This window comes from Citreimonas sp. (assembly GCF_042096055.1).
In the GTDB taxonomy this organism is placed as follows: domain Bacteria; phylum Pseudomonadota; class Alphaproteobacteria; order Rhodobacterales; family Rhodobacteraceae; genus Citreimonas.
The window spans coordinates 1-8,294 of sequence record NZ_JBELMH010000107.1 but is presented as its reverse complement, the minus strand read 5'-3'; the positions used below and the strand labels follow the sequence as shown (position 1 = coordinate 8,294).

The 8,294-nt window shown below is 68.7% G+C and carries 8 protein-coding genes; 7 read left to right on the top strand and 1 reads right to left on the bottom strand.

All coding sequences use genetic code 11. The features are described from left to right. Nucleotides 1-282 precede the first annotated feature (282 nt). The 6 genes from rimK to ACFDTC_RS16355 all read left to right on the top strand — a co-directional run bounded on the left by rimK (nucleotide 283) and on the right by ACFDTC_RS16355 (nucleotide 6,211). Entirely contained in the window at nucleotides 283-1,707 is a 1,425-nt protein-coding gene (rimK, locus tag ACFDTC_RS16380) for a 30S ribosomal protein S6--L-glutamate ligase (protein ID WP_375259953.1), read from the top strand. A gap of 82 nt (nucleotides 1,708-1,789) precedes the next feature. Continuing rightward, on the top strand, nucleotides 1,790-2,152 hold the full coding sequence (locus ACFDTC_RS16375; protein ID WP_375259952.1) for an SUF system Fe-S cluster assembly protein: 363 nt from the start codon (nucleotides 1,790-1,792) through the stop codon (nucleotides 2,150-2,152). Between the two features lie 219 nt (nucleotides 2,153-2,371). Next, nucleotides 2,372-3,607 (top strand): glycerophosphodiester phosphodiesterase family protein, encoded by a 1,236-nt coding sequence (locus tag ACFDTC_RS16370; protein WP_375259951.1) that lies wholly within the window; start codon nucleotides 2,372-2,374, stop codon nucleotides 3,605-3,607. A gap of 147 nt (nucleotides 3,608-3,754) precedes the next feature. Beyond that, nucleotides 3,755-4,138, top strand: coding sequence for a HesB/IscA family protein (locus ACFDTC_RS16365; protein ID WP_375259950.1), 384 nt, complete (start codon nucleotides 3,755-3,757; stop codon nucleotides 4,136-4,138). 72 nt (nucleotides 4,139-4,210) lie between these two features. Continuing rightward, a complete protein-coding gene (gene tpiA, locus ACFDTC_RS16360; protein WP_375259949.1) occupies nucleotides 4,211-4,948 on the top strand; it encodes a triose-phosphate isomerase in 738 nt (245 codons plus the stop codon). A 90-nt stretch (nucleotides 4,949-5,038) separates the two neighbouring features. After that, complete coding sequence (locus tag ACFDTC_RS16355; protein ID WP_375259954.1) at nucleotides 5,039-6,211, top strand: cytochrome P450; 1,173 nt, start codon at nucleotides 5,039-5,041, stop codon at nucleotides 6,209-6,211. Between the two features lie 4 nt (nucleotides 6,212-6,215). Here the strand turns inward: ACFDTC_RS16355 and ACFDTC_RS16350 are convergent, their stop codons facing one another. Continuing rightward, nucleotides 6,216-6,671 carry an Lrp/AsnC family transcriptional regulator gene (locus tag ACFDTC_RS16350; protein WP_375259948.1) on the bottom strand — a complete coding sequence of 152 codons (456 nt, stop codon included), beginning with the start codon at nucleotides 6,669-6,671 and terminating at the stop codon, nucleotides 6,216-6,218. Between the two features lie 148 nt (nucleotides 6,672-6,819). On the opposite strand from ACFDTC_RS16350, the gene cysG reads away from it, so the two are divergent. Beyond that, nucleotides 6,820-8,229, top strand: a complete 1,410-nt coding sequence (gene cysG, locus ACFDTC_RS16345; RefSeq protein WP_375259947.1) for a siroheme synthase CysG — start codon at nucleotides 6,820-6,822, stop codon at nucleotides 8,227-8,229. Nucleotides 8,230-8,294: the final 65 nt, after the last annotated feature.

Genomic DNA, 8,294 nt, shown 5'->3' with positions numbered 1-8,294 from the left:
CGCGACCCCCGGCGTGACAGGCCGGTACTCTAACCAACTGAGCTACAACCGCCCAAACCCGGGCGCGTCACCCGGCGTGTGGGGCTTCTATGATCCGCACCCTGCCCCGTCAAGCGGTTTTCCGGCGCCTCGACGCAGGAATTTCACGGACCCTTCGTAAGCCCCGCAGGGACGGTGAAATCACCCGGATTCGCGCGCCCCCCGCGCACGAGAACCGCCAGGCCCGCCTTGTGACCCCGGCGCGTGCTTGATACCGCTGGGGTCCATTTGTGGAGAGACCGCATGAACGAGATCAGCGACAACGCCCAGCCCCTGCTGCGCTTCGGCTGGGAAGAATGGGTCGCGCTGCCTGACCTCGGGCTGCCGGCGCTGAAGGCCAAGGTCGACACCGGCGCGCGCACCTCGGCGCTGCACGCCTACGACATCGAGACCTTCGGGCCCGCCAACGCGCCCAAGGTGCGGTTCACCGTGCATCCGGTCCCCGGGCGCGAGGATCTGGTGATCCCATGCTCGGCCCGGGTGATCGACCGGCGCACCGTGACCTCGTCCAACGGCGAGAGCGAATCCCGCTACGTGATAGCCTCGTCGTTGCGGGTGGGCGACGAAAGCTGGCGCATCGAGATGACGCTGACCAACCGCGACCGGATGGCGTCGCGCATGCTCTTGGGGCGCGAGGCGCTGAAGGACCACATCACCATCGTGGCCACCGACCGCTTCCAGCAGCCCAAGCTCAGCTACGACGTCTATACGCGCGCCGGGCTGCGCCAGACTGCGCCCAACCGCGCGCTGCGCATCGCGGTGCTGTCGCGCGAGGACAATTACTCGACCCGCCGGCTGGTCGAGGAGGGCGAGGCGCGCGGCCACAGCGTCGAGGTGATCGACACCACGCGCTGCTACATGGCGATCAACGCGCTTTCGCCGGAGGTGCATTACGATGGCAAGCGCCTGCCGCGCTACGACGCGGTGATTCCGCGCATCGGCGCCTCGATCACCAGCTACGGCACCGCCGTCATCCGCCAGTTCGAGACGATCGGCACGTTCTGCCTGAACGGCAGCGACGGCATCACCGCCTCGCGCGACAAGCTCTACGCCCACCAGCTGATGGCGCGGCACCGGATCGGCATGCCCAACACCGCCTTCGCCGCCAGCCCCAAGGACACCGACAGCCTGATGCGGCTGGTGGGGACCGCGCCGCTGATCGTCAAGCTGCTGGAATCGACCCAGGGCAAGGGCGTCGTTCTGGCCGAGACCAAGAAGGCCGCGCAATCGGTGATCGACGCGTTCCGCGGCCTCAAGGCCAACTTCCTGGTGCAGGACTTCGTCAAGGAATCCGCCGGCGAGGACATCCGCTGCCTGGTGGTCGGCGGCAAGGTCGTGGCCAGCATGAAGCGCACCGGGGCCGAGGGCGACTTCCGCTCGAACCTGCATCGCGGTGGCTCGGCCAAGGTGGTGCGCATCACCCGCGAGGAACGCGAAACCGCGCTGCGCGCCGCCAAGGCGTTCAAGCTGGGCATCGCCGGCGTCGACCTGCTGCGGTCCGAGACCGGGCCGAAGGTGCTCGAGGTCAACTCGTCGCCCGGGCTGGAAGGGATCGAGACCGCGACGCAGAAGAACATCGCGGGGCTGGTCATGGACCATATAGAGGCCCGCGTGCGCCCTGCCCCGGTGCGGTCGCGCCAGGGCATGCGCGAGGGCGGAGAGGACTAGGTGTCGCGGCGCTGCGCCCTTTACCCGGACGTCGGCTTTTCCTATATAAACGCTAAGGCTTGCATCAACGAGGATCGCCCAAGTGACAGACCAGAGCCCGCAGATCGAAGGTGCGCCGCTGATCGCGCCGTCGACCACCGACCATCCGCTGTACGATCAGGTGGTCGAGGCCTGCCGCACGGTCTACGACCCCGAGATTCCGGTGAACATCTACGATCTCGGCCTCGTCTACACGATCGAGATCAGCGACGATAACGCCGTCAACGTCACCATGACGCTGACCGCCCCGGGCTGTCCCGTCGCAGGCGAGATGCCGGGATGGCTGGGCGAAGCGATCGAGCCGCTGCCGGGCGTGAAGCAGGTCGATGTGGAGATCACATGGGATCCGCCCTGGGGCATGGACATGATGTCCGACGAGGCGCGGCTGGAGCTGGGCTTCATGTAAGGCCCTGCCCCATGGGCAGCATTGCCACGAATTCCACGGCCGGCGCGATCGCGTCGGCCGTTCGCGTTTTCGCAGGACGGTTGGGGATCATCGCAAGGCCTTATTTCGCCGACCTCCTGTCAGCAAACCTTCGTCCGACCGTCACGGTGCCGTCACGAACCTGTCGACGACCCGTTACACGCGGCGCGCATGACGTGCGCATCCAACTGGAGGTTTCCGATGAACAAATTCTGCATGACGGCCATCTGCGCGCTGGTCGCCGCACCGGCTTTCGCCGAAAGCCACATGGCGGCCGACGCGATGGCCAAGGCCGGCCTGAGCTACGGCGTGCGCCCGGCCTTCCTGGTTTCGAAGATGGCCGACGGCCCGCTGAAGGACGAACTGGCCGCCTGCCTCGGCAACACGCCCGAACGCACCGCGTTCTCGATCGGCCACCGCGGCGCGCCGATGATGTTCCCCGAGCATACGGCGGAATCGAACATGGCCGCCGCGGCGATGGGCGCAGGCATCCTCGAATGCGACGTGACCTTCACCGCGGACAAGGAACTGGTCTGCCGCCACGCGCAGAACGACCTGCACACCACGACGAACATCGTCGCCACCGACCTGGCCGAGAAGTGCACCACGCCCTTCACCCCCGCCAGCGGCGACGCCAGCGCCACCGCCGAATGCCGCACGTCGGACCTGACGCTGGCCGAGTTCCAGACGCTCGAGCCCAAGATGGACGCGTCGAACGCGCAGGCCACGACGGCCGAGGACTACCTCGGCGGCACCGCCGACTGGCGCACCGACCTCTATGTCGATGACGCGACGCTGCTGACCCACGCGGAATCGATCGCGCTGTTCGACAGCCTCGGCGCCGACTTCACACCCGAGCTGAAATCGCCGTCGGTCGAGATGCCCTATGACGGCTTCAGCCAGGAAGACTATGCGCAGAAGCTGATCGACGAATACAAGGACGCCGGCATCGACCCGTCGCGCGTCTGGCCGCAATCGTTCAACCTTGACGACGTGATGTACTGGATCGAGGCCGAGCCCGAGTTCGGCGCGCAGGCGGTCTACCTGATCGACGACAGCTCGATCGAGGGGCTGGACGGTATGGACGCGTCCACCTGGGGCTTCGAGCCGTCGGAGCTGAAGGCACAGGGCGTGAACTACGTCGCCCCGGCGATTCCGTTCCTGCTGACGCTGAACGACGCGGGCGAGATGGTGCCGTCCGAGCTGGCCACCGCGCTGACCGAGGCCGACATCGAGATCATCACCTGGACGCTCGAACGCTCGGGCCCGCTGGCGAATGGCGGCGGTTGGTACTACCACACCGTGACCGACGCGATCGACAGCGACGGCGACTATTTCGAGGTGCTCGACGTGCTGGCGCAGGATGTGGGCGTCGCGGGCGTGTTCTCGGACTGGCCGGCGACGACGACCTTCTACGCCAACTGCAAGGGCCTCTGACGCCCCTGCCCGGTCTGCGGACCGCTCGACAGCTTCGGGGCCGGCCTTCGCGCCGGCCCCGTTCGCGTTCGCGGCCCTTGCGACGGGGCGCCCCGTTGTGTCGGACGCCGCGACACCCTAGATTGGGCCCAAAGCAAGGAGAGCACGATGTTCGGCATTCCCGGCAAGCAGGCGGTGACCATGACGCCGAAGGCGGTCGCCCAGATCCGCAAGCTGATGGAGCGCGACGGCCGCCACGGCCTGCGCATCGGCGTCAAGAAGGGCGGCTGCGCGGGCATGGAATACACCATGGACTACGTCGACGAGGCCGAGCCCGCCGACGAGGTGGTGGAACAGGACGGCGCGCGCGTGCTCATCGCGCCGATGGCGCAGATGTTCCTGTTGGGGACCGAGATCGACTACGAGACCAGCCTGCTGGAATCGGCGTTCAAGTTCCGCAACCCGAACGTCGCCGATGCCTGCGGCTGCGGCGAGTCGATCAAGTTCAAGGACGTCGAAGAGCTTGAGGCCGAGCGCCAGGCACAGGGCTGAGGCGCGTCGCGGCAACCTGCTTGACCTCCCGGCCTTGCCGCCGATGATGGGCGCAAACCGAACGGAGGTCCCATGCGACGCAAGTTGGCTGCAGGCAACTGGAAGATGAACGGAACGCGCGCGGCCTTGGCCGAGGTCGATACCTTGGGCGCGCCCAAGGGGCCGTCCGAGGTTCTGATCTGTCCCCCCGCCACGCTGATCGCCGCAGCGGCTGGCCGCGTCGACGGCATCGCCGTGGGCGGGCAGGACTGCCACGCCGCCGAAAAGGGGGCGCATACCGGCGACGTCTCGGCGGCGATGCTGGCCGATGCGGGCGCCACCCACGTCATCTTGGGTCATTCCGAACGCCGCGCCGACCACGGCGAGACCGACGCCGATGTGCGTGCCAAGACCGAGGCCGCCTGGGCCGCGGGGCTGGTGGCGATCGTCTGCGTGGGCGAGACGCTGGCGCAGCGCGAGGCGGGCGAGACGCTGGACGTGATCGGCGCGCAGCTCGACGGCTCGGTGCCCGATGGCGCGACGGCGGCCACCACCGTGATCGCCTACGAACCCGTCTGGGCCATCGGCACCGGCAAGGTGCCCACCAACGACCAGATCGCCGAAGTGCACGACGCGATGCGCGAGCGCCTCAAGAACCGCTTCGGCGCCGAGGCCGAAGGCATGCGCCTGCTCTACGGCGGCTCGGTCAAGGGATCGAACGCGGCCGAGATCTTCGCCGTCTCGAACGTCGACGGGGCGCTGGTGGGCGGCGCGTCGCTCAAGGCCGCGGATTTCGGGCCGATTGTCGAGGCGCTGGACGCCGCGTCCTGAACCGTCGGGCGCGAGGGGGCTTTGCCCCCGTCCCTGCGGGACTTCCCCGGGATATTTCCAGGCAGAAGAAAGTGAGCGTGGCGCATGAGCTTGCCGCGGTTTTCGCAAAGCCCGACGGAGCCGGCGTTCGTGCAGGATCCCTACCCGGCCTACGACCGCATGCGCGCGGCCGGCGCGCTGGTCTTGTGGGACGAATACGACCTGCCCTGCGCGACCACGCACGCGGGCGTCCACGCGCTGCTGCGCGATCGCCGCTTCGGGCGCGAGGTGCCGCCCGAGCATGCGACACCCACCCCGGAACATTGTGCCGACTTCTACGCGATCGAGGCGCATTCGATGCTGGAGCTCGAGCCGCCCAACCACACCCGCCTGCGCGGACTGGTGCTGCGCGCCTTCACCTCGCGCCGGATCAAGGCGCTCGCGCCCGAGATCGAGGCGCTGTGCCACCGGCTGATCGACGATTTCCCGGCCGGCCGGTTCGACCTGCTCGACGCCTATTGCCGCCCGGTGCCGGTGACCGTGATCTGCCGCCTGCTGGGCGTTCCCGAGGACATGGCGCCGCAATTGCTGCGTTGGTCGGCGGACATGGTGGCAATGTACCAGGCGCGCCGCGACCGCGCGGTCGAAGATGCGGCCAACGCCGCCGCGCGCGACTTCGCCGATTTCCTGCGCCGCTACGTCGAGGAGCGCCGCAAGGCGCCCGCCGAAGACCTGATCACCGCGCTCATTACGGCCGAGGAGGACGGCGCGCGCCTGTCGAACGACGAGCTGATCGCCACGTGCGTGCTGCTGCTGAACGCCGGACACGAAGCGACGGTGCACAGCCTGGGCAACGGGGTGAAGGCGTTGCTGGAGCACGGCGTGACACCGACCGCCGAGACCGCCGCCGCCGTCACCGAGGAAATCCTGCGCTTCGACCCGCCACTGCACATGTTCACGCGCTACGCCTACGAGGATGTCGAGGTGCTGGGACACCGCTTGGCCCGCGGCGACCGGGTGGCGCTGCTGCTGGGTGCGGCGGCGCGTGACCCGGCTTTGCGGGCTGACCCGGGCGTGTTCGATCCGGCGTGCGCGGTAGCGAACCACGTGGCCTTCGGCGGCGGGATGCACTTCTGCGTCGGCGCGCCGCTGGCCCGGCTCGAGATGCAGGTGGCGCTGCCGATCCTGTTCGACCGCTGCGCCGGCCTGCGCCTGGCCGCACCGCCGCGCTACGCGGACCTCTACCACTTCCACGGACTGGAGACGCTCTTCGTCGAGGCGTGACCGTCTAGAGCGGCAGCGCGGTGGTCGCCTTGATCTCTTCCATCGACAGAAGTGCCGTGACGTTGTGCACCTTCACCTCGGAGATCAGCGCCTGGTAGAAGGCGTCGTAGGCGCGCGCGTTCTTCACCCGGACCTTGAGGATGTAGTCGATATCGCCTGCCAGACGGTGCGCCTCCTGCACCTCGGGACGGGCCTGCAGCGCGTGCAGGAAGCGACGCTGCCAATCCGCCTCGTGCTCGGACGTGCGGATGAGCACGAAGAACGTCGCCTCGAATCCCAAGGCCTCGGCGTCGAGCGAGACGGTCTGCGCGCCGATGATCCCTGCCTCGCGCATCTTGCGGATGCGGTTCCAGACGGGCGTCTTGGACGAGCCCACGGCCTTGGCGATCTCGTCCAGCGACTGGGCGGCATCGCGTTGAAGCTCGGACAGAATCTTGCGGTCGGTGGCGTCGATCTTCACGGCGTTTTCTCCTGCGGGCGGATCGGCAAATACCGCTCCTGACTTATCGCGCAATATAGAACGAATGTTCTTAATCGGGCAACCCACTGGCGTCGATCCGGGAAAATTTCCTATCTGTATGGCTACAAACGCACAGCCGGAGTCGCAGATGCAGCACTTTCCGATCTTCGTGGCGCTAGCCGGGCGCCGGGTCGTCCTGTCGGGCGGCGGCGAGGCCGCACTGGCCAAGCTGCGCCTGCTGCTGAAGACCGAGGCGCACCTGACCGTGTTCGCCGAGGACGCCGATCCACAAATCGCCGCCTGGCACGACGCCGGCCGCCTGCGGCTGGTGCGCCGGGCGATGGCGCCGGGCGACGCGCTATGCGCCGTGCTGTTCTACGCCGCCGACGAGGATCCGGTCGAGGATGCGCGTACGGTGGCGCTGGCCCGCGCCGACGGCGCGTTGACCAACATCGTCGACAACCTGGGCGACAGCCAGTTCATCACGCCGGCCATCGTCGACCGCGACCCCGTGACGGTCGCGATCGGGACCGAGGGCGCCGCCCCCGTGCTGGCCCGCGCGATCAAGGCCGATCTCGAAGCGCGGCTGCCGGTCACGCTGGGCCCGCTCGCTCGGATCGGCAAGGCGTTCCGCCGCATGGCCGAGAAACTGCCCATGGGGCGCGCGCGCCGCGACTTCTGGGCCGACTACTACTTCGACGCCGGGCCCCGTGCCATCGCCGAGGGCGAGGACGCCGCGCGCGAGGCGCTGAACGGCCTGCTGGCGCGCCACTTGGCCCGACGCGACGAACCAGGCGAGGTCGCCTTCGTCGGCGCGGGCCCGGGCGATCCCGAGCTTCTGACGCTCAAGGCGCGCCGTGCGCTCGACAAGGCCGACGTGGTGATCCACGACCGGCTGGTCGGCCCCGCGATCCTGGAACTGGCGCGGCGCGAGGCGCTGCTGGTGGACGCCGGCAAGACCGGCTTCGGCCCGTCGATGGGCCAGGCCGAGATCGACGCGCTGATCGTCGAGCACGCCAAGGCCGGCGCCAAGGTCGTGCGCCTCAAGGGCGGCGACCCGGTCGTCTTCGCCCGCCTCGACGAGGAGATCGCCGCCGTGGACGCCGCGGGCATCGACTGGCACGTGATCCCCGGCATAACCGCCGCCTCGGCCAGCGCCGCCGCCATCGGCCAAAGCCTGACCAAGCGCGGGCGCAACGACGACGTGCGCTTCATGACAGGCCACGACGTCAAGGGCCTGGCCGAGCACGACTGGCGTTCCATCGCCCGCGACGGCGAGGTCACGGCGCTTTACATGGGCAAGCGCGCAGCCCGCTTCGTCCAGGGCCGCCTGCTGATGCACGGCGCCGATCCCGACACGCCGGTGACGGTGGTCGAGAACGCCTCGCTGCCCGCGCAGCGCATCGTCGAGGCGACCATCGGCACCCTGCCCGACCGCGTCGCCGCGGCCGAGCTGACCGGCCCCGCGCTGATGCTGCTGGGACTCGCCCCGCGCGCCGGCCGTCCGGTCGAGCTGCCCCGCACAAGACAGATCCACGCCGAACAGGAGGCGCTTTGACATGGCCCGTCCCTTCACGCCCAAGGTGGTCACCGGCAACGCCCTGCTCGAGGGCGACGTGATCT